This window comes from Staphylococcus sp. AtDRG32, from assembly GCF_004365845.1.
In the GTDB taxonomy this organism is placed as follows: domain Bacteria; phylum Bacillota; class Bacilli; order Staphylococcales; family Staphylococcaceae; genus Staphylococcus; species Staphylococcus hominis.
Genome location: NZ_SODE01000011.1, coordinates 1 through 23,514, shown reverse-complemented (window position 1 = coordinate 23,514; position 23,514 = coordinate 1). Strand labels below are relative to the sequence as shown.

The 23,514-nt window shown below is 33.3% G+C and carries 19 protein-coding genes, 8 tRNA genes and 2 rRNA genes; all 29 read left to right on the top strand.

Going from position 1 to position 23,514, the window contains the following annotated elements:
- Positions 1-254 precede the first annotated feature (254 nt).
- Entirely contained in the window at positions 255-1,610 is a 1,356-nt protein-coding gene (gene glmU / locus BDW25_RS10530) for a bifunctional UDP-N-acetylglucosamine diphosphorylase/glucosamine-1-phosphate N-acetyltransferase GlmU (protein WP_133945560.1), read from the top strand.
- Positions 1,611-1,820: 210 nt separating this feature from the next.
- Positions 1,821-2,786: a ribose-phosphate diphosphokinase gene (locus tag BDW25_RS10525; protein WP_002449951.1), complete on the top strand. Its 966-nt coding sequence runs from the start codon at positions 1,821-1,823 to the stop codon at positions 2,784-2,786.
- A 172-nt stretch (positions 2,787-2,958) separates the two neighbouring features.
- Positions 2,959-3,624, top strand: a complete 666-nt coding sequence (locus BDW25_RS10520) for a 50S ribosomal protein L25/general stress protein Ctc (protein ID WP_002455842.1) — start codon at positions 2,959-2,961, stop codon at positions 3,622-3,624.
- A gap of 306 nt (positions 3,625-3,930) precedes the next feature.
- Positions 3,931-4,503 carry an aminoacyl-tRNA hydrolase gene (gene pth, locus BDW25_RS10515; RefSeq protein WP_133945557.1) on the top strand — a complete coding sequence of 191 codons (573 nt, stop codon included), beginning with the start codon at positions 3,931-3,933 and terminating at the stop codon, positions 4,501-4,503.
- Positions 4,500-8,009, top strand: coding sequence for a transcription-repair coupling factor (gene mfd, locus BDW25_RS10510; protein ID WP_133945555.1), 3,510 nt, complete (start codon positions 4,500-4,502; stop codon positions 8,007-8,009). Before pth ends, mfd begins: the two co-directional genes overlap by 4 nt.
- Positions 7,993-9,567, top strand: coding sequence for a polysaccharide biosynthesis protein (locus BDW25_RS10505; protein ID WP_087437167.1), 1,575 nt, complete (start codon positions 7,993-7,995; stop codon positions 9,565-9,567). Before mfd ends, BDW25_RS10505 begins: the two co-directional genes overlap by 17 nt.
- Before the next feature lie 2 nt (positions 9,568-9,569).
- Positions 9,570-10,760, top strand: coding sequence for a MazG nucleotide pyrophosphohydrolase domain-containing protein (locus BDW25_RS10500; protein ID WP_002488161.1), 1,191 nt, complete (start codon positions 9,570-9,572; stop codon positions 10,758-10,760).
- A complete protein-coding gene (locus BDW25_RS10495; RefSeq protein ID WP_002449975.1) occupies positions 10,757-11,038 on the top strand; it encodes an RNA-binding S4 domain-containing protein in 282 nt (93 codons plus the stop codon). The genes BDW25_RS10500 and BDW25_RS10495 overlap by 4 nt, the downstream gene beginning before the upstream one ends.
- 35 nt (positions 11,039-11,073) lie before the next feature.
- Entirely contained in the window at positions 11,074-11,469 is a 396-nt protein-coding gene (divIC, locus tag BDW25_RS10490; RefSeq protein WP_133945552.1) for a cell division protein DivIC, read from the top strand.
- A 134-nt stretch (positions 11,470-11,603) separates the two neighbouring features.
- The gene (locus BDW25_RS10485) at positions 11,604-12,005 is read left to right on the top strand and encodes a S1 domain-containing RNA-binding protein (protein WP_002449946.1); all 402 of its coding nucleotides are present in this window, start codon (positions 11,604-11,606) and stop codon (positions 12,003-12,005) included.
- Positions 12,006-12,212: 207 nt separating this feature from the next.
- Entirely contained in the window at positions 12,213-13,514 is a 1,302-nt protein-coding gene (gene tilS, locus BDW25_RS10480) for a tRNA lysidine(34) synthetase TilS (RefSeq protein ID WP_065580934.1), read from the top strand.
- Positions 13,515-14,054 (top strand): hypoxanthine phosphoribosyltransferase, encoded by a 540-nt coding sequence (gene hpt / locus BDW25_RS10475; RefSeq protein WP_002455836.1) that lies wholly within the window; start codon positions 13,515-13,517, stop codon positions 14,052-14,054. It begins immediately after the preceding gene.
- A 283-nt stretch (positions 14,055-14,337) separates the two neighbouring features.
- Complete coding sequence (ftsH, locus tag BDW25_RS10470; RefSeq protein WP_002488156.1) at positions 14,338-16,470, top strand: ATP-dependent zinc metalloprotease FtsH; 2,133 nt, start codon at positions 14,338-14,340, stop codon at positions 16,468-16,470.
- 211 nt (positions 16,471-16,681) lie between these two features.
- The gene (hslO, locus tag BDW25_RS10465) at positions 16,682-17,566 is read left to right on the top strand and encodes an Hsp33 family molecular chaperone HslO (protein ID WP_002488155.1); all 885 of its coding nucleotides are present in this window, start codon (positions 16,682-16,684) and stop codon (positions 17,564-17,566) included.
- A 196-nt stretch (positions 17,567-17,762) separates the two neighbouring features.
- Positions 17,763-18,695, top strand: a complete 933-nt coding sequence (gene cysK, locus BDW25_RS10460) for a cysteine synthase A (RefSeq protein ID WP_002488166.1) — start codon at positions 17,763-17,765, stop codon at positions 18,693-18,695.
- A 187-nt stretch (positions 18,696-18,882) separates the two neighbouring features.
- Positions 18,883-19,686, top strand: coding sequence for a dihydropteroate synthase (gene folP / locus BDW25_RS10455; RefSeq protein ID WP_002488167.1), 804 nt, complete (start codon positions 18,883-18,885; stop codon positions 19,684-19,686).
- Positions 19,664-20,029, top strand: a complete 366-nt coding sequence (gene folB, locus BDW25_RS10450) for a dihydroneopterin aldolase (protein WP_002449960.1) — start codon at positions 19,664-19,666, stop codon at positions 20,027-20,029. The genes folP and folB overlap by 23 nt, the downstream gene beginning before the upstream one ends.
- Positions 20,029-20,508: a 2-amino-4-hydroxy-6-hydroxymethyldihydropteridine diphosphokinase gene (gene folK, locus BDW25_RS10445; RefSeq protein ID WP_002449970.1), complete on the top strand. Its 480-nt coding sequence runs from the start codon at positions 20,029-20,031 to the stop codon at positions 20,506-20,508. Before folB ends, folK begins: the two co-directional genes overlap by 1 nt.
- Before the next feature lie 161 nt (positions 20,509-20,669).
- Entirely contained in the window at positions 20,670-22,160 is a 1,491-nt protein-coding gene (gene lysS, locus BDW25_RS10440) for a lysine--tRNA ligase (RefSeq protein WP_002455832.1), read from the top strand.
- A gap of 330 nt (positions 22,161-22,490) precedes the next feature.
- Positions 22,491-22,605, top strand: a 5S ribosomal RNA gene (rrf, locus tag BDW25_RS10435).
- Between the two features lie 10 nt (positions 22,606-22,615).
- Positions 22,616-22,691 (top strand) — tRNA-Val (locus BDW25_RS10430).
- Positions 22,692-22,702: 11 nt separating this feature from the next.
- A tRNA-Thr gene (locus BDW25_RS10425) sits at positions 22,703-22,778 on the top strand.
- A 5-nt stretch (positions 22,779-22,783) separates the two neighbouring features.
- Positions 22,784-22,856 (top strand) — tRNA-Lys (locus BDW25_RS10420).
- Between the two features lie 18 nt (positions 22,857-22,874).
- Positions 22,875-22,949 (top strand) — tRNA-Gly (locus BDW25_RS10415).
- Positions 22,950-22,957: 8 nt separating this feature from the next.
- A tRNA-Leu gene (locus tag BDW25_RS10410) sits at positions 22,958-23,046 on the top strand.
- Positions 23,047-23,057: 11 nt separating this feature from the next.
- A tRNA-Arg gene (locus BDW25_RS10405) sits at positions 23,058-23,134 on the top strand.
- Between the two features lie 23 nt (positions 23,135-23,157).
- Positions 23,158-23,231, top strand: a tRNA-Pro gene (locus tag BDW25_RS10400).
- A gap of 15 nt (positions 23,232-23,246) precedes the next feature.
- Positions 23,247-23,322 (top strand) — tRNA-Ala (locus BDW25_RS10395).
- 122 nt (positions 23,323-23,444) lie between these two features.
- Positions 23,445-23,514: ribosomal RNA gene (locus BDW25_RS10390) — 16S ribosomal RNA — on the top strand; the annotation flags it as partial.

Below are 23,514 nucleotides of genomic sequence, written 5' to 3'. Positions count from 1 at the left end.
AAAGCAAATCATATTTTTGATAATGCTTATTTTATTAATTATGTAAGCTAAATGACGTGGGTACGAAACTCTAAATTCAAACTTGAATTTTGTTTCGTGCCCATTTTTATTGTTTTATCGATATTTTTTAAAAATTAGATGCATGATGCAAATAATTAAACTCTGTTTACAAAATTTGTTAAATCTTGAAACTATAAGTTAAGTTAAATTATAATTACTTGTGAAATGCAAATTTTATTGGAGGATTATTATTCATGCAAAGAAATGCAATCATATTAGCAGCTGGAAAAGGAACACGAATGAAATCAAAGAAATATAAAGTGTTACATGAGGTTGCTGGTAAACCAATGGTTGAACATGTACTGACAAATGTTAAAAAAGCGGGCGTAAATCAAATCGTCACTATTGTAGGTCACGGAGCAGAACAAGTAAAAGATACATTAGGTAATCAGTCATTATATAGTTATCAAAATGAACAATTAGGAACTGCACATGCTGTTAAAATGGCAGAAGAACATTTACATACTCAAGAAGGTACAACATTAGTGGTATGTGGAGATACACCACTTATTACTTCAGAAACTTTACAACGTTTAATTGCACACCATGAAGAAACACAAGCACAAGTCACTGTTTTATCGGCTACAGCTCAGACGCCTTTCGGGTATGGGCGAATCGTACGTGATCAAAATCATCGTCTTAATCGTATTGTAGAAGAAAAAGATGCAACAAATGCTCAAAAAGACATCAATGAAATCAGCTCAGGTATATTTGCATTTGATAATAAAACGTTATTCGAAAAACTTAAACAAGTTAAAAATGATAATGCACAGGGTGAATATTATTTACCCGACGTCGTTACTTTAATTTTAGAAGATAATGGCAAAGCAGAAGTGTATCATACTGATGACTTTGATGAAATTATGGGTGTAAATGATCGAATCATGTTAAGTCATGCTGAAAAAGCGTTGCAACACCGTATTAATCATCATCATATGAGAAATGGTGTTACAATCATTGATCCCAATACTACATTTATAGGTTCAGATGTAGAGATAGGTATGGATACTGTTATTGAACCAGGCGTACGTATCAATGGAAAAACATTCATCGGTGAAGATACACACGTTGGCCAATATTCAGAAATTAACAACAGTCGTATTGGCAACAAAGTTAATATTATACAATCAGTCATCAATGATTCTAGTGTAGGAAATAAGACAAAAATTGGTCCGTTTGCTCAATTAAGACCTGGTTCAAATCTAGGTACTGAAGTTAAAGTAGGTAACTTTGTAGAAGTTAAGAAAGCAGAATTAAAAGATGGTGCAAAAGTATCACACTTAAGTTATATTGGCGATGCGGAAGTTGGTGAACGTACAAATATTGGTTGTGGTTCAATCACTGTTAATTATGATGGAGTCAATAAATTTAAAACAGTCATTGGAAAAGATGCTTTCATTGGTTGTAACACGAATTTGATTGCTCCTGTAACAGTAGGAGATGGCGCTTTAATTGCAGCAGGATCGACAATTACAGATGACATACCTAAAGAAAGCTTAGCATTAGCACGTGCACGTCAAGTAACCAAAGAAGGTTACAATAAAAAATAAAGATTAATATAAGAACAAAAAGACTGTGTCATTTTTCTGTTAAAGGGAATAAATGAATATATAAATATAAAATTTTGAATGTATTACTATTATGCTAAGTTGAATGATACGTAATAAACATATTATTGGTCAGTTTTTAGTGGAATATAGTAAAAATGCTATAATTTTTATATAATAGTATTGTCTAAGTAAAAAATTGGAGGACTATAAATGTTAAATAATGAGTACAAAAATTCGTCTTTAAAGATTTTTTCTTTAAAGGGAAATGAACCATTAGCACAAGAGGTTGCTGATCGTGTAGGAATCGAATTAGGGAAATGTTCTGTTAAACGCTTCAGTGACGGTGAAATTCAAATTAATATTGAAGAAAGTATTCGTGGTTGTGATGTATTTATCATTCAACCGACATCTTATCCAGTTAACTTACATTTAATGGAATTATTAATTATGATTGACGCATGTAAACGTGCCTCTGCAGCAAATATTAATATTGTTGTTCCTTATTATGGTTATGCGCGCCAAGATAGAAAAGCACGTAGTCGTGAACCAATTACTGCAAAATTAGTAGCAAATTTAATTGAAACTGCTGGTGCAAATCGTATGATTGCTTTAGACTTACATGCACCACAAATTCAAGGTTTCTTCGATATTCCAATCGATCACTTAATGGGCGTACCGATTATTGGACAATATTTTGAAAATGATCCTAACATCAACCCAGAAGAATGTGTTGTTGTATCTCCTGATCATGGCGGGGTAACACGCGCACGTAAATTAGCAGACATTTTAAAAACTCCGATTGCTATTATTGATAAACGTCGTCCTAAACCAAATGTGGCAGAAGTGATGAACATCGTTGGTGAAATTGAAGGACGTACAGCTATTATTATCGATGACATTATTGATACGGCAGGAACAATTACTTTAGCTGCTCAAGCATTAAAAGATAAAGGTGCGAAAGATGTATATGCTTGTTGTACACATCCTGTACTCTCAGGTCCTGCAAAAGAACGTATTGAAAATTCAGCGATTAAAGAACTTATTGTTACAAATTCAATCTTACTTGACGATAGTCAAAAACCATCAAACATCAAAGAATTATCTGTAGCTGGTTTAATCGCACAAGCTATTGTTCGTGTATATGAACGTGAGTCAGTAAGTGTATTATTTGACTAAAATTTACAAATGAATTTGACTTATTATTTTTAACCATGTATAATTTATTCGTTCGTGATTTAACGAATAAATAAACACTTGCAAGCAATGTTTAAATTGATGGGCAAGTGAGGAGAAGTTAAGACAATATATTATTATTGTTTCAACTTGAAAATGAAAGGTGGAAATACGAATGGCTTCATTAAAGTCAATCATTCGTCAAGGCAAACAAACTCGTTCTGACCTTAAAAAATTACGTAATACAGGTAAAGTACCTGCTGTTGTTTATGGTTATGGTACTAAAAACACTTCAGTTAAAGTAGATGAAGTTGAATTCATCAAAGTCATCCGTGAAGTTGGACGTAACGGTGTTATTGATTTAGGCGTTGGTTCTAAAACAATTAAAGTTATGGTATCAGATTATCAATTTGATCCACTTAAAAACCAAATTACTCATATCGACTTCTTAGCTATTAACATGACTGAAGAACGTACTGTTGATGTACCAGTTCAATTAGTTGGTGAAGCAGTTGGCGCTAAAGAAGGCGGCGTAGTTGAACAACCATTATTTGATTTACAAATTACAGCAACTCCAGAAAATATCCCAGAATCAATTGAAGTAGATATCACTGATTTACAAATAAATGATAGCTATTCAGTTGGGGATATTAAAGTATCTGGTGATTTCACAATTGAAAACGATCCAGAAGAATCTGTTGTTACAGTAGTTCCTCCAACTGATGAACCTTCTGAAGAAGAAATTGAAGCAATGGAAGGTGAATCAGCAACTGAAGAACCTGAAGTAGCTGGTGAAGACAAAGAAGACAAAGAAGACGAAGAAAATAAAGACGAAGAATAATTCGTTGATGACTATGTATTCACTTTAAGTGAGAATGTCTTTAATTAAATTGATAGAAAGAGCCTGATACATTTTCATATGTAGAAGGCTTTTTCTTATGTATATCGGACATTTAAAAAATGAATGTTAAAATAAAAGTTGAAGTTTGATAACTTATAAAAGAGTGGGTTACGAAATCATTGAATTTCTTTCCTACTCTCTTTTTGTATTATATTGAGTAATATTATAAAATAAGGAGTAATCGACACATATTAAATTAAATGTTCAAATCAATCAAAAAGATGAACACAATGGAGGTTGCAACGTATGAAATGTATTGTGGGTCTTGGTAATATAGGTAAACGTTTTGAACGAACAAGACACAATATTGGCTTTGAAGTGATTGACTATATTTTAGATAAAAATCAATTTACATTAGATAAACAAAAATTCAAAGGCGCTTATACTATTGAACGTTTAAATGGGGATAAAGTGCTATTTATCGAGCCAATGACTATGATGAATTTATCAGGAGAAGCTGTAGGACCTTTAATGGATTACTATAATGTAGAAGTTGAAGATTTAATCGTTTTATACGATGATATGGATTTATCTCAAGGGGATATTCGTCTACGTCAAAAAGGAAGTGCAGGTGGACATAATGGAATGAAATCGATTATTAAACATTTAGGTACAGATCAATTTAAACGTATTCGTATTGGAGTAGGGAGACCAACGAATGGTATGTCAGTTCCAGATTATGTATTACAAAAATTTTCTAATGAAGAAATGATGACAATGGAAAAAGTAATTGAACATGCTGCACAAGCAGTGGAAGCATTTATTGAGACGTCTCGTTTCGATCATGTTATGAATGAATATAATGGAGAAGTCAATTGAGAACGATTATTTCTGACTATATTCAAAATGACAAACGATTCCAGGAACTTGACGAAGTCTTTGGCAACCAAAATATTTTAGTTACAGGTTTATCTCCCTCAGCCAAAGCAACCATTATTGCTGAAAAATACTTGAATGATGATAAGCAAATGCTATTAATCACAAATAATTTATATCAAGCAGATAAATTAGAAACTGATATATTGCAATACATTGATCATTCTGAAGTTTATAAATATCCAGTCCAAGATATTATGACAGAAGAATTTTCAACTCAAAGCCCACAACTTATGAGTGAACGTGTTAGAACTTTAACGGCATTATCTCATGATAAGAAAGGGTTATTTATCGTTCCTTTAAATGGTTTGAAAAAATGGTTAACTCCAGTAGAATTGTGGAAACATCATCAAATGACTTTAGAAGTTGGCGATGATATCGATGTGGATGAATTTTTAAATAAACTAGTAAACATGGGATATCGACGTGAGAGTGTCGTTTCTCACATTGGTGAGTTTTCTCTACGAGGCGGCATCATTGATATTTACCCCCTTATCGGTCAACCAGTTAGAATTGAATTGTTTGACACTGAAGTCGACTCGATTCGAGACTTTGATGTAGAAACACAACGTTCAAATGATAATGTTGAAAAGGTAGATATCACTACAGCGAGTGATTATATTATTACAGAAGATGTGATTAATCATCTTCAAACAGAATTACAAAAAGCATATGAACAAACACGTCCTAAAATTGATAAATCTGTACGAAATGATTTGAAAGAAACATATGAAAGTTTTAAATTATTTGAATCCACTTTCTTTGATCATCAATTACTTCGCCGTCTAGTTGCTTTTATGTATGACACACCTTCTACACTAATCGATTATTTCCAAAAAGATGTCATTGTAGTAGTTGATGAATATAATCGTATTAAAGAAACTGAAAAGACATTGACTACTGAAGTAGATGATTTTATCCAGAATTTAATTGAAAGTGGTAACGGGTTTATTGGACAGTCATTTATGGAATATGATGGGTTTGAAACGTTAATCAATCATTATCCAGTCACATATTTCACATTATTCACATCCTCTATGCCAGTGAAGTTGCAACATATTATTAAATTTTCATGTAAGCCAGTGCAACAATTTTATGGACAATATGACATTATGCGTTCAGAATTTCAACGTTATGTAAGCAATAATTACACTATTGTAGTACTTGTAGAAACTGAAACGAAAGTTGAGCGTATTCAATCGATGCTTAATGAAATGCATATTCCTACTGTTACAAATATTCACTCAGAGATTGAAAGTGGACAAGCAATTGTAACAGAAGGTAGCCTATCAGAAGGTTTCGAACTACCTTATATGCAACTTGTTGTAATTACGGAACGAGAATTATTTAAAACAAAACAGAAAAAACAACGAAAACGGACTAAAACAATTTCTAATGCTGAAAAAATTAAATCTTATCAAGATTTAAATGTTGGAGATTATGTTGTCCATGTGCACCATGGTGTAGGACGTTATTTAGGTGTTGAAACACTAGAAGTTGGAGACGTCCATAGAGATTATATTAAATTACAATATAAAGGAACCGATCAACTTTTTGTACCTGTTGATCAAATGGATCAAGTACAAAAATATGTTGCTTCAGAAGATAAATCGCCTAAATTAAATAAACTAGGCGGCTCAGAATGGAAAAAAACGAAAGCCAAAGTACAACAAAGTGTTGAAGATATCGCAGATGAACTTATTGCACTATACAAAGAACGAGAAATGTCAGTAGGTTATCAATATGGTGAAGATACGGCTGAGCAACATGATTTCGAAATGGATTTCCCATATGAACTTACACCAGATCAAGCTAAATCTATTGAAGAAATTAAAGAAGATATGGAAAAAGAACGTCCAATGGATCGCTTATTATGTGGAGACGTAGGTTACGGAAAAACTGAAGTTGCTGTACGCGCGGCCTTTAAAGCTGTCATGGAAGGCAAGCAAGTTGCCTTTTTAGTGCCTACAACGATTCTAGCGCAACAACACTACGAAACATTAATTGAACGGATGCAAGATTTTCCAGTAGAAATTCAGTTGATTAGTCGATTCCGTACTGCTAAAGAAGTTAGAGAGACTAAAGAAGGTCTGAAATCTGGATACGTTGATATCGTTGTTGGAACACATAAACTATTGAGTAAAGACATTCAATATAAAGATTTGGGATTACTTATTGTCGATGAAGAACAACGTTTTGGCGTACGTCATAAAGAACGTATTAAAACATTGAAAACAAATGTAGATGTATTGACACTTACAGCTACGCCAATTCCAAGAACATTGCATATGAGCATGCTTGGCGTACGTGACTTATCTGTCATCGAAACACCCCCAGAAAACCGCTTCCCTGTACAAACCTATGTATTAGAGCAAAATAGTAATTTTATTAAAGAAGCTTTAGAACGTGAACTTTCTCGCGATGGGCAAGTGTTCTACCTTTACAATAAAGTACAGTCTATTTATGAAAAGCGTGAACAGTTACAAATGTTGATGCCAGAAGCAAATATTGCCGTTGCTCATGGACAGATGACAGAGCGAGATTTGGAAGAAACCATGTTGAGTTTTATTAATGGAGAGTATGACATTTTAGTTACAACAACCATTATAGAAACAGGTGTCGATGTTCCTAATGCGAACACATTAATCATAGAAGAAGCGGATCGTTTTGGTTTAAGTCAACTTTACCAATTACGTGGTAGAGTAGGACGTTCCAGTCGTATTGGATATGCTTACTTCTTACATTCTACTAATAAAGTATTAACAGAAACAGCTGAAGAACGTTTACAAGCGATTAAAGAATTCACTGAATTAGGTTCAGGATTTAAAATTGCCATGCGTGATTTAAATATACGTGGAGCTGGTAATTTATTAGGTAAGCAACAACATGGATTCATTGATTCAGTAGGTTTTGATTTGTATTCTCAAATGTTAGAAGAAGCGGTAAACGAAAAACGTGGTATTACAGAAGAAGTGCCTGATGCACCAGATGTTGAAATGGAATTACACTTAGATGCTTATTTACCAGCAGAGTATATTCAAAATGAACAAGCTAAAATAGAAATTTATAAGAAATTGCGTAAAGTTGAAAATGAAGAACAGCTTTTTGATGTGAAAGATGAATTACTTGATCGCTTCAATGATTATCCTGTAGAAGTAGAACGTTTATTAGAAATGGTAGAGATTAAAATACATGCTTTACATGCAGGCGTGACATTGATTAAAGATAAAGGAAAACAAATTGAAGTATTCCTTTCAACTAAAGGTACAGAACAGATAAATGGTGAAGAATTATTTAAACAAACCCAACCTTTAGGACGAACAATGAAGTTGGGTGTTAAAGAAGGTAAAATGCATATTACTCTAACAAAATCCAAACAGTGGTTAGACAACTTAAAATTCTTAGTAAAATGTCTTGAAGGAAGTATGGAACTTGAGTACGAATTATAAATCGTCATCTGAAGTTTCCTCTTCTTCTAAGAATTCACGACAACATTCAGCATTTAATGGCGTAGTGATTTTAACGCTTGCTTTAGTCATTGTTAAAGTATTAAGTGCAATTTATCGAGTTCCATATCAAAATATTTTAGGTGACTCTGGATTATATGCTTATCAACAAATTTATCCTATTGTAGCGCTAGGTATGATATTATCAATGAATGCAATTCCTAGTGCTGTCACTCAAGTATTTGGAAGTCACAGTGGAACTGAAGTATTTTCAAAAACACTTCTAAGATTTCAAATGATAGGTCTTATTATTTTTAGTGTGATTTTAGTATTATCCCATCCATTAGCACTATTAATGGGAGATGCTCATTTAGCACCAATGTTAAAAATGGCAAGTCTTAGCTATTTGTTTATAGGAATTCTGGGTGTGATTAGAGGCTTTTATCAAAGTAGACAACAAATGAATATCCCAGCTATTTCACAAGTAATAGAACAATGTATTCGTGTGTGTGTTATTATCATAGCTATTTTAATGTTTATGTTTAAAGAGTGGACCATTTATCAAGCTGGAGCACTTGCAATATTAGCTTCAGCTCTTGGCTTTTTAGGTTCTAGTCTATATTTATTAGCAACAAGACCTTTTCGATTACAATTAAACCAGCATTCATATCCTATTCCTTGGAAACAGCTAATACTTGCGACCCTCGTATTTGCATTAAGTCAATTATTAGTTATTTTATGGCAATTTATAGATAGTTTTACAGTCGTTCATATGCTACAAACATATGGTTTAGGATTTAGAGAAGCTATTATGCAAAAAGGAATCTATGATAGAGGCGCTTCATTTATTCAAATAGGTTTAATAGTGACTACTACATTTAGCTTTGTCCTAATTCCATTACTTACAGATGCCATTTCTGATCATAATCAAGTTCTTATGAATCGTTATACAAATGCATCTTTAAAAATTACACTACTCATTAGTGTAGCAGCAGGTATAGGTCTTATTAATATACTACCGATGATGAACCATGTATTTTTCAAAACAGACCAATTAAGCTTCACGCTTAGTATTTATACGCTTACTGTAATTGGTGTATCGCTTATCATGATGGACATCGCACTTTTACAAGTGATGAATCAAATTCGACCTATTTTTATTGGTGTGATGTCAGGACTACTATTTAAGATTATCTTTAATGTGATTTTCATTTACTTTATGGGAATTTTAGGCGCAAGTATAAGCACAGTGCTTTCGCTAATAATATTTGTTACTATTTTACATTATGAGGTCGTTAAATATTATCGTTTTAATCGCATGCGCGCGTTTATTGTTAAATTGATGAGTGCGCTCATTATAATGTCAGTAGTCATACAGGGGTTGCGAATGCTATTACCTCCTGTAGGCCGTTTAGGCAGTCTAATTGAGTTGTTAATTATAGTAGGAATAGGGGGTCTCATATTCCTATTACTTGTTATGTATATGAATATTTTAGGATATAAAGAATTAAAACACTTACCATTCGGCGATAAACTGTATCGCATAAAGAAAGGAAGATAGATATGACGCATACCCTTACCATTGTTGGGATAGGCAATCATAGTATGGATGATTTACCTTTAGGTGTCTATCGCTTTTTAAAACAGCAACAGAGTGTATATGCAAGGACACTCGAACATCCTGTTATTAAAGATTTAAAAAGTGACATTGAATTTAAAAGCTTTGATGACGTGTACGAAAAGTATGATCAATTTGAAGCAGTGTATCAACATATTGTTGAAACTTTAATAGAAGAAACGCGTATACAAGATACTGTTTACGTAGTGCCTGGACATCCACGTGTAGCTGAAACGACTACTGCTAAATTACTTGATTACAATAAAAATAATGATGATATACATGTAAAGATTTTAGGTGGGAAAAGTTTTATAGATGATATATTTGTTGCAATCGATGAAGATCCTAATGATGGATTTACATTATTAGATGGTACTATTTTGAAAGAAAACACATTAAATATTCGAACACATACTCTCATTACACAAGTATATAGTGCGATGATTGCAGCAGATGTTAAACTCACATTAATGGAACGTTATCCAGACGATTTTAAAGTGAAGATAGTTACGGGCGCTAATAGTCAAGGCGCTAAAGTATTAGAAGTACCGTTATTTGAGTTAGATCATAATGAGGATATGTTTAACAATCTAACAAGTGTATTTGTGCCTAAAATAACGCGTGATGAAGATATGTATACTGATTTTGATTTTGCAGTTTATATTATTGACCATCTAGTGGATGATGAAAAAGGCTGTCCATGGGATCGTGTGCAAACGCATGAATCACTTAAACGTTATTTATTAGAAGAAACATTTGAATTGTTTGAAGCAATAGATAATGAAGATGATTGGCATATGATTGAAGAACTCGGAGATATCTTATTACAAGTGCTACTCCATGCGAGTATTGGTAAAAAAGAAGGATATATGGATATTAAAGAAGTGATTGAAAGCTTAAATGCTAAAATGATTCGTCGACATCCTCACATATTCGGTGATAAAACAGTTGAAACAATAGAAGATTTAAATGATGTCTGGAAGGATGCAAAAGCAAAAGAAGGTAAAATACCTCGTGTGAAATTTGAGAAAGTGTTTGCAGACCATTTTATGACATTGTATGATAAAACCAAAAATAAGGATTTTAATGAAGAAACCCTTAAAAATTATTTACAACAAGGGGAGAATGATAAATGAGATTAGATAAATATTTAAAAGTATCAAGACTTGTAAAACGTCGTACACTTGCGAAAGAAATTAGCGATCAAGGACGTGTAACAATTAATGGTAATGTAGCTAAAGCTGGCACAGATGTAAAAGTGGAAGACGAATTAGTCATTCGTTTTGGACAAAAAAGTGTGACGGTTAAAGTAACTGGATTAAGTGAACACGCATCAAAAGAAAATGCTAAAAATATGTATGAACTGATTAAAGAAGAACGAGTTCAACCATCTGCACAATCTGAAGAAGTGTAGTCTATGATTGAAACGCTTAAAGGAGGTGACAAGTTATGAGTCAAAAGGTAGAACATATTGATAATCAATATACTTCAGAACGAAATCGAAAGAAACAACGTCAACAAAAACGAATGCGTGTCGTTCGTCGAAGAGTAACAGTTTTTGGAGGATTATTATTAGCGATTATTATTATTCTATCTATCATGCTTGTCTTCCAAAAACAAAGTAACAATCAAGCAACAATAGAACGAAAGCAGAAAGAAGAACAATTTCAGAAAAAACAAGATGAGGAAATAGCATTAAAAGAAGAGCTTAATAATCTTAACGATAAAGATTATATAGAGAAAGTTGCTCGAGATGACTATTATTTAAGTAACAATGGAGAAATTATTTTTAAATTGCCTAATGATAAATCATCGTCTAATTCTAAATCCTCTAGTAATAATTAAAAAGAGTACTCAACTTTAAAAATTAAAGTAAAACGCTTAATTTAAAATAATCGTTTTATAGCATTGTGTAAATTTTAAAACAGGAATATAATAAGGTTAAAATTGAAACATTATCGGGAGGATTTATTTAGAATATGTCAATCGAAGTAGGAAACAAGCTAAAAGGTAAAGTGACAGGTATCAAAAAATTTGGTGCGTTTGTAGAATTACCTGAAGGTAAAAGTGGCTTAGTTCATATTAGTGAAGTTGCTGATAATTATGTTGAAAATGTAGAAGATCATTTATCAGTTGGAGATGAAGTGGAGGTAAAAGTTTTATCTATTGCAGAGGATGGTAAAATCAGCCTCTCAATTAAAAAAGCGAAAGATCGTCCTCGTCGTCCACATCACAAATCTAATCAAAATAAACCACCTCAACAAAAAGCAGAAGATTTTGAAAAGAAATTAAGTAATTTCTTAAAAGACAGTGAAGACAAATTGACTTCTATTAAACGTCAAACAGAATCAAGACGTGGTGGTAAAGGATCTAGACGTTAATTATATCTGTGTGAGTAAATATAGCTAAGTTAACGGAGCCCTGGTTCCAATCATTTATTCTAGATTAATATGTATTGATAATAACTTAAGTGCATTAGATCATGTAAGATCTATGCCAGGGGTGAGATAAAGAACTGAAATTAAAGTTCTATCTCACTCTTTTTTCGTTATATCAATTATTTACCCTAAGTCAGGAGGTTCAGTAATGTGAAAGTGAAAACGTCTCTTTGGAAAAAGACGGATCATTTAGCTGTTGCGGTATCTACAGGGATTGATAGTATGTGTTTATTATATAAATTATTAAATGATTTATCACATTCATATCAATCTATAACGTGTTTGCATGTCAATCATGGTTTAAGAGATGCATCTGTCGAAGAAGAACGATTTATTAAACAATTTTGCAAGCAATATCAAATTCCCTGTTATGTTAAACAGTTAGATTTATCTGAAACAGTAGAAAAAGGAAAAAGTATTCAATCTGAAGCGAGAGATTTACGTTATCAATGGTTTAATGAGATGATGAGTAAGATAAATGCTGATGTTTTATTAACTGCTCATCATTTAAATGATCAACTTGAAACGATTTTTTATCGCGTTTTTACTGGTCGATCAACGCGCAATTCATTAGGGATGCATGAATGTACTGAGCGAAATCATTATTTTATTTGTCGTCCTCTGATAGAGACATATAAAAATGATATAAAACAGTATCAAACCATTCACCATGTGCCTTTTTATGAAGATGAATCTAATCATCATAATAAATATGCAAGAAATGACATTCGCAATCGGCTTTTACCAGCTATTGATGAAAATAAGGACTTCAAGGTAGAACAATTATTAAAGTTGAAACATTGGCACGATATGCAATTACAACTTACACAACGACGAATAAGTTGTTTTATAGAACAACATGTTAACATTCACCTTAATGAAGAACGTATACAATTATCTCGAGCGTCTTTTAATCAACTAGATGAAATTTCAAAAATGATTTTATTAGATCGTTTATTTGAGATGCTTCAGTTAAATAAATCTTTTTCAGAAAAAAATTATAATGAATGGTTCGAGCAAATTGAGAGTAAACAATCTCAAATTAAAATTCCCCTCACTGAAAAATGGATAATTCAAATTGCATATGATAAATTTATAATAATGGCTCATTATGAACACTCTCTACTTGAAGAACAAATTGTTACGCATCCTTATACATATCAATTTGGTCATTATTTAATTACAATTCATCCAAATGAGAATGATGAAGCAATCGATTGGCCTCTAACGATTCGAACACGTAGAGATGGAGATAAGTTTAAGTTAAATGGTAGTCATGGACATAAAAAAGTAAGTCGTTTATTGATTGATAAAAAAATTGATAGTATAGAACGTACACAAATACCCATCATTTTAGATGCAAAACAACGAGTGATTGCTATAGGACAACTTTATGTGACGACAAGCTTTAAACATATAATAGATATAAAAAAAATTGGAGATGACTCATAAATGAAAGATGATTTAAAAGATATTTTATTAACTGAAGAAGAAATCCAAGAAATTTGTAAACATTTAGGTGAACAATTAACGAGAGATTACAAAGATAAACCACTTGTTTGTGTTGGTATCCTTAAAGGTTCAGTTATGTTTATGGCAGATTTAATCAAACGTATTGATACACATTTAGCAATTGATTTTATGGATGTTTCAAGTTATCACGGTGGTACAGAATCAACAGGAGAAGTACAAATTTTAAAAGATTTAAGTGCTTCTATTGAAAACAAAGATGTACTCATTATTGAAGATATTTTAGAAACAGGTACAACTTTAAAATCAATTACTGAATTACTACGATCACGCAAAGTTAACTCATTAGAAATCGTTACATTGTTAGATAAACCGAATCGTCGTAAAGCGGATATTGAAGCAAAATACGTTGGCAAAAAAATACCTGATGAGTTTGTAGTAGGATATGGTTTAGATTATGCTGAGCATTATCGAAATCTTCCTTACATTGGTACATTAAAACCGGAAATTTATAATAAATAAAATTTTATAATGTATTAGCAAATACATGAAATAGATTTTTAAATATAATAACTATACTAACGATATAAATTAGTGTAGACTCATTTTATATTCAAAATTGTCATTTTATGAAACGACTATACATAGATATGTAAAGTTAGAAATAAAGAATGGGTAAATGATGAATATAAAATAATTAACTAGAATTAGAAAAGCGCTACAAAAGTTGAAATACTAGCCTTTATAAGCTAGATTATGTTACAATCTTTGTTAGCTTTATTATAGAAATAGGAGGAAATGACGCATGCAGAAAGCTTTTCGCAATGTGCTAGTTATCGCAATTATTGGCGTTATTATATTCGGTGTTTTCTCATATATCAATGGTAATGGAAATACACCGAAACAACTTTCCTATTCACAGTTTGTAGAGAAATTGGATAAAGGTGATCTTAAAACTTTAGAAATCCAACCTGAACAAAATGTGTACTTGGTAAGTGGTAAAACTAAAAATGATGAAGATTATTCTTCAACGATTTTATACAATAACGAAAAAGATTTACAACAAATAACAAATGAAGCTCGTAGCCAAAAAGGATTAGATTTTACAGTTAAAGAAGAAGAAAAACAAAGTGTCTTTGTCAGTATGTTGACAACGCTTATTCCTGTATTAATTATTGCTTTCTTATTTATATTCTTCCTTAGCCAAGCACAAGGTGGCGGCGGTGGAGGTCGTATGATGAACTTTGGTAAATCCAAAGCAAAAATGTACGACAACCAAAAACGTCGTGTTCGCTTCTCAGATGTTGCTGGGGCAGACGAAGAAAAACAAGAGTTAATTGAAATTGTAGATTTCTTAAAAGATAATAAGAAATTTAAGAAAATGGGTTCAAGAATCCCTAAAGGTGTCTTACTTGTAGGCCCACCAGGTACTGGTAAAACATTATTAGCACGTGCCGTTGCAGGTGAAGCTGGAGCGCCATTCTTCTCAATCAGTGGTTCTGATTTCGTTGAAATGTTTGTAGGTGTTGGTGCAAGTCGAGTACGTGATTTATTTGAAAATGCTAAGAAAAATGCACCTTGTATTATTTTCATAGACGAAATTGATGCTGTTGGTCGTCAACGTGGTGCAGGTGTTGGTGGCGGGCACGATGAACGTGAACAAACGCTTAACCAATTATTAGTTGAAATGGATGGTTTCGGTGAGAATGAAGGTATCATTATGATTGCAGCAACAAACCGTCCTGACATTTTAGACCCTGCATTATTACGTCCTGGTCGTTTCGATAGACAAATTCAAGTAGGTCGTCCAGATGTTAAAGGCCGTGAAGCGATTCTTCATGTCCATGCTAAAAACAAACCACTTGATGAAACTGTCGATTTAAAAGCTATTTCTCAAAGAACGCCTGGTTTCTCTGGTGCTGATTTAGAAAACCTATTGAACGAAGCATCATTAATTGCCGCACGTGAAGGTAAAAATAAAATTGATATGCGTGATATTGAAGAAGCAACAGACCGAGTGATTGCGGGTCCAGCGAAAAAATCTCGTGTTATTTCTGATAAAGAACGTAATATTGTAGCACATCATGAAGCAGGTCATACAGTCATTGGTATGGTACTTGATGAAGCAGAAGTTGTACACAAAGTAACGATTGTGCCTCGTGGACAAGCAGGTGGTTACGCAATGATGTTACCTAAACAAGACCGCTTCTTAATGACAGAACCAGAATTGTTAGATAAAATTTGTGGTCTTTTAGGTGGTCGTGTATCTGAAGATATTAACTTCCATGAAGTATCAACTGGTGCTTCAAACGACTTTGAAAGAGCAACACAAATTGCACGTTCAATGGTCACTGAATATGGTATGAGTAAGAAATTAGGACCTTTACAATTCTCTACAAGCGGTGGCGGCCAAGTCTTCTTAGGTAAAGATATGCAAGGTGAACCTAACTATTCAGGCCAAATTGCTTATGAAATTGATAAAGAAGTTCAACGTATTATTAAAGAACAATATGAACGTTGTAAACAAATTTTATTAGAACATGAATCTCAATTGAAACTGATTGCTAAAACATTATTAACTGAAGAGACACTAGTAGCAGAACAAATACGTTCATTATTCTATGATGGTGTTTTACCAACAGTGGATTATGATGCAGCTAAAGTGGTAAAAGATGAAGATAGAGATGATTCTGAGTTCTCAAACGGTAAATATGGTAAATCTTATGATGACATTCGTGAAGAACAACTTGAAGAAGGTCGTAAAGATGAAGCAGAAGACCGCAAAGAAAATGACAGAATCGATCATGATAGAAACAATCATCGTTCAGACCGTAATCAATCTCAAAATCATTCACAACGAAATGATAGAGATGAAACAGGTTATGAACAATCTCCAAATATAGAGCATCCAACAGATTCAAATCATAGAGAATCATAGTTAGTCATAAAAACTCTTTCGACTCGGGTTAAATAACCTTAATCGAAAGAGTTTTTAATATGATATAGGAGCATTATATACGCTAGAGCAAGTTACTTCATATTCTTAAATAAGCAGTGTAAAATAGATATTCTTAATAAAGGATTTAATATTAGATTTTAAAATAAATGAAACAAACGAAATAAAATAACATAAAGGAGAGATTAGAGTAATGACACATGATTATATTGTTAAATCTTTGGCTTTTGATGGAGAAGTACGTGCGTATGCTGCATTAACAACTGAATCAGTTCAAGAAGGCCAAACACGTCACTATACATGGCCTACAGCTTCAGCAGCGATGGGGAGAACAATGACAGCAACGTTATTAATGGGGGCAATGTTAAAAGGAGATCAAAAGCTTACTGTCACAGTAGATGGTAAGGGCCCAATTGGTCGAATTATTGCTGATGCAGATGCACAAGGAAATGTACGGGCATATGTTGACCATCCTCAAACCCATTTTCCACTTAACGATCAAGGTAAATTGGATGTAAGACGAGCAGTAGGTACTGAGGGTGCAATTCAAGTCGTTAAGGATGTAGGAATGAAAGATTATTTCTCAGGCGCAAGTCCAATCGTTTCTGGTGAACTTGGAGAAGATTTTACTTATTATTTTGCGACAAGTGAACAAACACCGTCATCAGTAGGATTAGGGGTACTTGTTAATCCTGATAATTCTATTAAAGCAGCGGGTGGATTTATTATACAAGTCATGCCAGGCGCGAAAGAAGAAACTATTACTAAATTAGAAAATGCAATTAACAAAATGCAGCCTGTTTCTAAATTGATTGAACAAGGCTTAACACCAGAAGGTATCTTAAATGAAATTTTAGGTGAAGAGAATGTACAAATTTTGGAAACAATGGATGCACAATTTGAATGTAATTGTAGTCATGAAAAATTCCTAAATGCAATTAAAGGTTTAGGTGAAGCAGAAATTGAAGATATGATTAAAGAAGATCATGGTGCTGAGGCCGTGTGTCATTTCTGTGGAAATAAATATCATTATTCTGAAGGCGAACTTCAAGAACTACTTGATACAATAAAAAAATAGTAGAATGTTGAGGAGCAATAAGCGTATGTTTATTGCTCTTTTTTTATGGGAAAAACTAAATGTAACTAATGAAAGTAAAATATTACATCGTATTTAAAGAAATATCTTTGTCTTTTTAGAAAATTCTGATAGAATATAGTTATATCCGATAGAAAAACTAAGTTTTAAATTAGAAAGTTAAAGGAGTGTTTTTTCGATGGCACAAAAACCTGTAGAAAATATTACACAAATTATTGGCAACACACCGGTAGTAAAATTAAGAAATGTAGTAGATGAAGATGCGGCAGATGTATATGTAAAATTAGAGTATCAAAATCCAGGTGGCTCTGTAAAAGACCGTATTGCTTTAGCAATGATTGAAAAAGCTGAAAAAGAAGGAAAAATTAAACCTGGTGATACAATTGTAGAACCAACAAGTGGTAATACTGGTATTGGTTTAGCATTTGTTTGTGCAGCTAAAGGTTATAAAGCAGTATTTACTATGCCTGAAACAATGAGTTCTGAACGTCGCAACTTATTAAAAGCGTATGGTGCGGAATTAGTGTTAACACCTGGATCTGAAGCAATGAAAGGTGCTATTAAGAAAGCTAAAGAATTGAAAGAAAAACATGGTTATTTCGAACCTCAACAATTTGAAAATCCAGCTAATCCTGAAGTACATGCATTAACAACTGGTCCTGAATTAGTTGAACAATTTGAAGGCAAACAAATTGATGCTTTCTTAGCAGGTGTTGGTACTGGTGGTACATTATCTGGTGTAGGTAAAGTCTTAAAAGAGAAATATCCTAACGTTGAAATTGTAGCAATTGAACCAGAAGGATCTCCTGTATTAAGTGGTGGAGAACCTGGTCCACATAAATTACAAGGTTTAGGTGCTGGATTTGTACCTGATACTTTAAATACTAATATTTATGATAGTATCATTAAAGTTGGTAATGAAACTGCAATGGAAACATCACGTCGTGTGGCTAAAGAAGAAGGTATCTTAGCAGGTATTTCTTCAGGTGCAGCAATTTATGCAGCAATCGAAAAAGCAAAAGAGTTAGGTAAAGGTAAAACAGTTGTAACAGTATTACCAAGTAATGGTGAACGTTACTTATCTACACCATTATATTCATTCGATGACTAATGATGATATAAGTTGATATTTGAATATCATGTTTTAAATAAGAAATGGCTGGTTTCGTAAAAGGCGAAGCCAGCTATTTTACTTTTTAGTATAAAGGTTCTCTCAGTTAACAATACTGAAATATAGACTAAATGAGTGTATCATGTGAGTATACATATTTATTTTAAAAAACAAAGGATGATTGATAGTGGGTAAAACAAAAATTATGGGAATCTTAAATGTAACGCCTGATTCATTTTCAGATGGTGGTCAGTATAATTCAATTGATAACGCAGTTACACGTGCTAAAGAAATGATTGATGAAGACGTAGATATTATTGATGTAGGAGGCGTATCAACAAGACCTGGGCACACAGAAGTGTCTTTAGAAGAAGAAATGCAACGTGTCGTGCCAGTTGTAGAAGAATTGGTGAAACTAAATGTACAAATTTCCATTGATACATATCGCAGTGAAGTTGCTGAAGCTTGTCTAAGATTAGGGGCCACAATGATTAATGATCAATGGGCTGGATTATATGATCCTCATATTTTAGATGTAGTTGCTAAATATGAAGCGGAAATTGTGTTAATGCATAATGGAGATGGACACCGTGACCAACCAGTTGTAGAAGAAATGCTATTAACACTTATAAAGCAAGCAAATAAAGCAGAAATGGCAGGAATTCCAAAACATAAAATATGGTTAGATCCTGGAATTGGATTTGCTAAAAGTAGAAAAGAAGAAAATGAAGTAATGGCTCGATTAGATGAATTAGTTGCTACAGAGTATCCTGTTTTATTAGCGACAAGTCGTAAACGTTTTATTAGAGAGATGATTTCTACTGATACGACACCAAAAGAAAGAGATGAGGCCACTGCTGCTACTACTGCCTATGGTATAATGAAAGGCATAAAAGCAGTTCGCGTACATAATGTTCAATTAAATGTACGTTTAGCTCAAGGTATAGATTTTTTGAAGGAGAATGAAAATGAACGACATGATCTTTCTTAAAGGGATGAAGTTTTATGGATATCATGGTGCACTCACAGCTGAGAATGAAATAGGTCAAATTTTTTTAGTAGACGTAACGTTAAAAGTAGACTTATCAAAAGCGGGGCAGACAGATAATGTTAAAGATACTGTGCATTATGGTGAAGTATTTGAAGATGTAAAAGATATTGTTGAAGGTCCACCTTGCAATTTAATCGAGCATCTAGCTGAACGTATTGCAAAACGTATAAATTCACACTATAATCGTGTAATGGAAACGAAAGTCAGAATCACTAAAGAAAATCCACCTATACCTGGTCATTACGATGGTGTGGGTATTGAAATAGTGAGGGAGAATCGTTAATGGTACAGGCATATTTAGGTTTAGGAAGTAATATTGGTGATAGAAAACAACAACTTCTTAAGGCAATTGATTTAATTGGAAACATTAAGGGTATAAAGGTAACAAAACAATCATCGATATATGAAACTGCACCGATTGGCTATACTGACCAGCCTAATTTCTTGAATTTGTGTTTAGAGATTGAAACAGAGTTGTCACCTCAGCAATTGCTTAAGCATTGTTTAGACATTGAACAACAACTGCATCGAGTAAGAGAAATACGTTGGGGTCCTAGAACATTAGATATAGATATCTTATTATATAGTGATGATATTATTGAAACAGACAATTTAAGTGTACCTCACCCACGAATGCAAGAACGTGCTTTTGTACTGATACCGTTGAACGATATTGCATCGGACAAACAGAATCCACGATTAAATCAGAAAATTCATGATTTAGTTTTTCCAGATGATACGGTTAAGAAATATAAAGACTAAGTGCTAAGATAAGTGCTTAAATTCTTAAAATATAAATATATTTTAAGAATTTAACTATGTGACTATGTATAAAATAATGAATGGAAAATATTTTACAATATTTTTAATAAGTACATAACATCCATTAATAGTAAAACAGGAAGTTTAAAGGAGAGAGAGTAATGTCAGAAGAAATGAATGACCAAATGCAGGTTCGTCGACAAAAATTACAAGAACTTATTGATTTAGGAATTGACCCGTTTGGTAAACGCTTTGAACGTACAGCTACTGCAAGTGAATTAAAAGAAAAATGGGATCATTTTTCTAAAGAAGAATTACATGAAAAAGAAGATGAAAGTCATGTTTCTATTGCAGGGCGTTTAATGACAAAACGTGGTAAAGGTAAAGCAGGATTTGCGCATGTACAAGATTTAACTGGTCAAATTCAAATTTATGTACGTAAAGATCAAATTGGCGAAGAACCTTTTGATAACCTTTGGAAAACAACGGATTTAGGTGACATTGTAGGTATTGAAGGTGTCATGTTTAAAACAAATACTGGCGAATTATCAGTAAAAGCAAAATCATTTACATTATTATCTAAAGCTTTAAGACCATTACCTGATAAATTTCATGGTTTACAAGATATTGAGCAAAGATATCGCCAACGTTATCTAGATTTAATTACTAACCAAGATAGTACTCGTACATTTATTAACCGTAGTAAAATCATCCAAGAAATGAGAAATTATTTAAATCAAAGAGGCTATTTAGAAGTAGAAACGCCAATGATGCATCAAATCGCTGGTGGTGCTGCAGCTCGACCATTTGTTACACATCATAATGCACTAGATGCAACGTTATATATGCGTATTGCGATAGAGTTACATTTAAAACGATTAATTGTAGGCGGATTAGAAAAAGTTTATGAAATTGGTCGTGTATTCCGTAATGAAGGTGTATCAACACGCCATAATCCTGAGTTTACTATGATAGAGTTATATGAAGCATATGCCGATTATCATGATATTATGGATTTAACAGAATCTATGGTTAGATATATTGCACAAACTGTATTAGGTTCAGCAAAAGTGCAATATAATGGCGAAGAAATCGACTTAGAATCAGATTGGAAACGACTTCATATTGTAGACGCTGTTAAAGAGGCTACAGGTGTAAACTTCTATAATGTGAAAACAGATGAAGAAGCTAAAGCATTAGCTAAAGCACATGGTATTGAAATTACAGAAAACATGAGATATGGACATATTTTAAATGAATTCTTTGAACAAAAAGTTGAAGAAACATTAATTCAACCTACATTTATTTATGGACATCCAATTGAAATTTCTCCACTTGCTAAGAAAAATCCAGAAGATCCAAGATTTACTGATCGTTTTGAGTTGTTTATTGTAGGTAGAGAACATGCAAATGCCTTCACAGAATTAAATGATCCAATCGATCAACGTGAACGTTTTGAAGCACAACTTGTTGAGAAAGAACAAGGTAACGATGAAGCTCATGAAATGGATGAAGATTACATTGAAGCGCTTGAATATGGTATGCCACCAACAGGCGGACTAGGAATTGGAATTGATCGTTTAGTTATGTTGTTAACTGATTCACCATCTATTAGAGATGTATTATTATTCCCTTACATGAGACAAAAATAAGATTAATATAAATTAAAAGCGTTGCTTGCTAAGGTAAGCAACGTTTTTTTATGAAAAATAAAAAGGAAAATTAATTAAAAAAGACTAGATATTATATATATGATGTGGTAGTATACTATGAGTGTTCAAAAATTAAATCCTTTTTAAAAATTAATTTAAAAAACCTTTAAAAAATTGTTGACATTAGACTTTGATTATTATAAGATATAAAAGTCGTCAAAAACGAAAGTTAATTTTGTAAAACACTTGTAAAAAGAATTTTAATAAAGTGTAAAATTAACTATTGAAAAATTAATTAATTAGTAATATAATTATTTGAGTAAGTTATTGTCTGGTGACAATGGCAAGGAGGCCACACCTGTTCCCATGCCGAACACAGAAGTTAAGCTCCTTAGCGCCGATGGTAGTTGGACTGACGTTCCGCTAGAGTAGGACGTTGCCAGGCATACTTGATAGGAGAATTAGCTCAGCTGGGAGAGCATCTGCCTTACAAGCAGAGGGTCGGCGGTTCGAACCCGTCATTCTCCACCATTTACTTTTTAGCCGGCCTAGCTCAATTGGTAGAGCAACTGACTTGTAATCAGTAGGTTGGGGGTTCAAGTCCTCTGGCCGGCACCATCTTTGAGCCATTAGCTCAGTTGGTAGAGCATCTGACTTTTAATCAGAGGGTCAGAGGTTCGAATCCTCTATGGCTCATACGATTTATTTTAATATGCGGAAGTAGTTCAGTGGTAGAACACCACCTTGCCAAGGTGGGGGTCGCGGGTTCGAATCCCGTCTTCCGCTCCATTATATTTGCCGGGGTGGCGGAACTGGCAGACGCACAGGACTTAAAATCCTGCGGTGAGAGATCACCGTACCGGTTCGATTCCGGTCCTCGGCACCAATTTAAATATAGCGCCCGTAGCTCAACTGGATAGAGCGTTTGACTACGGATCAAGAGGTTATGGGTTCGACTCCTATCGGGCGCGCCATTTAAAATTATTAATTTAATATACGGGAAGTAGCTCAGCTTGGTAGAGCACTTGGTTTGGGACCAAGGGGTCGCAGGTTCGAATCCTGTCTTCCCGACTTCTTTAAAAATATGGGGGCTTAGCTCAGCTGGGAGAGCGCCTGCTTTGCACGCAGGAGGTCAGCGGTTCGATCCCGCTAGTCTCCACCATTTAATTAATATCAAATGAACATTGAAAACTGAATGACAATATGTCAACGTTAATTCCAATAAAGTAACTTAAATGTTACAAACACTATTTAGTATTATGAGCTAATCAAACATCATAAATTTTTATGGAGAGTTTGATCCTGGCTCAGGATGAACGCTGGCGGCGTGCCTAATACATGCAAGTCGAGCGAA

Excerpts from the sequence above, each read along its gene's own strand:
- BDW25_RS10495 (WP_002449975.1), top strand. The coding sequence starts at position 10,757 with ATGAGATTAGATAAATATTTAAAAGTATCAAGACTTGTAAAACGTCGT.
- folK (WP_002449970.1), top strand. The coding sequence starts at position 20,029 with ATGGTACAGGCATATTTAGGTTTAGGAAGTAATATTGGTGATAGAAAA.
- BDW25_RS10525 (WP_002449951.1), top strand. The coding sequence starts at position 1,821 with ATGTTAAATAATGAGTACAAAAATTCGTCTTTAAAGATTTTTTCTTTA.
- lysS (WP_002455832.1), top strand. The coding sequence starts at position 20,670 with ATGTCAGAAGAAATGAATGACCAAATGCAGGTTCGTCGACAAAAATTA.
- divIC (WP_133945552.1), top strand. The coding sequence starts at position 11,074 with ATGAGTCAAAAGGTAGAACATATTGATAATCAATATACTTCAGAACGA.
- cysK (WP_002488166.1), top strand. The coding sequence starts at position 17,763 with ATGGCACAAAAACCTGTAGAAAATATTACACAAATTATTGGCAACACA.
- BDW25_RS10485 (WP_002449946.1), top strand. The coding sequence starts at position 11,604 with ATGTCAATCGAAGTAGGAAACAAGCTAAAAGGTAAAGTGACAGGTATC.
- BDW25_RS10500 (WP_002488161.1), top strand. The coding sequence starts at position 9,570 with ATGACGCATACCCTTACCATTGTTGGGATAGGCAATCATAGTATGGAT.
- hpt (WP_002455836.1), top strand. The coding sequence starts at position 13,515 with ATGAAAGATGATTTAAAAGATATTTTATTAACTGAAGAAGAAATCCAA.
- hslO (WP_002488155.1), top strand. The coding sequence starts at position 16,682 with ATGACACATGATTATATTGTTAAATCTTTGGCTTTTGATGGAGAAGTA.
- BDW25_RS10520 (WP_002455842.1), top strand. The coding sequence starts at position 2,959 with ATGGCTTCATTAAAGTCAATCATTCGTCAAGGCAAACAAACTCGTTCT.
- ftsH (WP_002488156.1), top strand. The coding sequence starts at position 14,338 with ATGCAGAAAGCTTTTCGCAATGTGCTAGTTATCGCAATTATTGGCGTT.
- pth (WP_133945557.1), top strand. The coding sequence starts at position 3,931 with ATGAAATGTATTGTGGGTCTTGGTAATATAGGTAAACGTTTTGAACGA.
- glmU (WP_133945560.1), top strand. The coding sequence starts at position 255 with ATGCAAAGAAATGCAATCATATTAGCAGCTGGAAAAGGAACACGAATG.
- folB (WP_002449960.1), top strand. The coding sequence starts at position 19,664 with ATGAACGACATGATCTTTCTTAAAGGGATGAAGTTTTATGGATATCAT.